General features: G+C 33.4%; 3 protein-coding genes. All 3 read left to right on the top strand.

Going from position 1 to position 1,531, the window contains the following annotated elements:
* Positions 1-401, top strand: a 401-nt coding sequence (locus tag ACOVO2_RS16690; protein WP_421771073.1) for a toprim domain-containing protein, incomplete at its 5' end; no start/stop codon positions are given.
* Between the two features lie 176 nt (positions 402-577).
* Positions 578-907 (top strand): hypothetical protein, encoded by a 330-nt coding sequence (locus ACOVO2_RS16685; RefSeq protein WP_421771072.1) that lies wholly within the window; start codon positions 578-580, stop codon positions 905-907.
* A gap of 406 nt (positions 908-1,313) precedes the next feature.
* Positions 1,314-1,531: hypothetical protein (locus ACOVO2_RS16680; protein ID WP_421771071.1), on the top strand; the 218-nt coding region annotated here is incomplete at its 3' end.

Genomic DNA, 1,531 nt, shown 5'->3' with positions numbered 1-1,531 from the left:
TAGGTGGCTATGAAATTCGTAATTGTATCAACGATATTGATATTAAAACTTCTACCAAACCTAAGACTATTCGGACGATAAGAGTTGCAGACTCAAGAAATGTCAATGTATTTGAGGGTTTCTTTGATTTTCTTTCTGCTCTCTCCTACTATCAATTATCTGAGCCTAATCATTCTACCATCATTCTCAATACTTTGAGTTTCTTGCCAAAAACTATTGCTGCATTATCAGCGTATCAGCGAGTAAATTGTTTTTTTGATAATGATGATGCTGGAAAAAAAGCATTTCATAAATGTAAAGAAGCCAACTTAAATGTAATTGATAGGTCAGCTATCTACTCCGATTTCAAGGATTTCAACGAATTCTACTGTAAACAAACGAAATCAGTTGAAATCTCTTGATTTCGTGCAAATTCGTTTGATTTCATCAGAAATCGTTTTTCTTCGCTTCTATCATCCGATTTCACAAATGCTTGCATACGTTTTACCGATAATCCATAGATTTCAGCTCGAAATCGGTTGAAATCCAACACGAAATCAATAGTGAAATCAAGTTTTATATTTAAGAAATAGAAATCATGGTACAAATCGGATGTAAAGTAACCCCAGAATTATTTGAAGACTTACAGGAAGAGTGGCAAAATAACCGAGACTCATTCCCAACATTTGCAGATTATCTGCGAAGTATGATTGTTGCAAGGCATAAAAATGTACAATTAGCCGCTCCCGACATCAAAACCAATCAGGTTGAAATCAATCATTACGAAGCTCTCCTTCGACCTATGTATGAAAAAGTAAAAGGCAAGTACATTTCTTTCAAATCAATTGATGGTATCACAAAGGAGTTTTCTATCGAAAAGCCAATTGATATTCTTAATGCCATTCTAAAAACAAATAAATTTATCTAATCATGCACGAATTTCAGCAAATCGGGGTCTTGCAGTTGTCAAAACAAAAAAATTACACCCTCTGGGTAGCTCTTATACTTTTATTTATAATGCTCGCATTTCTATTGTTCGCTGCTTTGGGTGAATCTAAACCAAGTAAGACACTCAGCAAGCCAAAAAGTAGTAAAACTGTCAATATTAAGCCACCACAAGAGTAAATCATTTTAGTAATTTTACAAAAGCCTTACTATCAAAAGATTGTAAGGCTTTTGATAGTAAAAACCCAATTCATATAAGAACTTCATCTTTACTAATAGCAATAATACTCCGCAAAATCCGCCCCTATTTCGCTTAAATTTAATATATTTCGCTTTCAATTCACTATTCTTGATTATTACACTACTCACTAAGCGAATACAACAAAATAATGTCATCCAAATTTTTTACTAACAGTAACGAGCGAAACCTTTTTGATAAGTTCAAAGGTATCATTGAAAATATGGCTAACCTTTATGCTTTTCACGCAGTTGTTGGTTATTTTCGTTCGTCTGGTTATTTTGCCTTACAGCCTTACCTCAAAGATATTCAAAGTGTTAAAATATTAGTCGGTATAAATGTAGATTCGCTATTTGCAGAAGCCCAACG

The organism is Emticicia sp. (assembly GCF_049241225.1).
Classification (GTDB): Bacteria; Bacteroidota; Bacteroidia; order Cytophagales; family Spirosomataceae; genus Emticicia.
The sequence above is the reverse complement of the archived record's forward strand: the minus strand, read 5'-3'. Positions and strand labels throughout refer to the sequence as shown.

Coding starts and splice junctions, on each gene's coding strand:
- ACOVO2_RS16685 (WP_421771072.1), top strand. CDS start 578: ATGGTACAAATCGGATGTAAAGTAACCCCAGAATTATTTGAAGACTTA.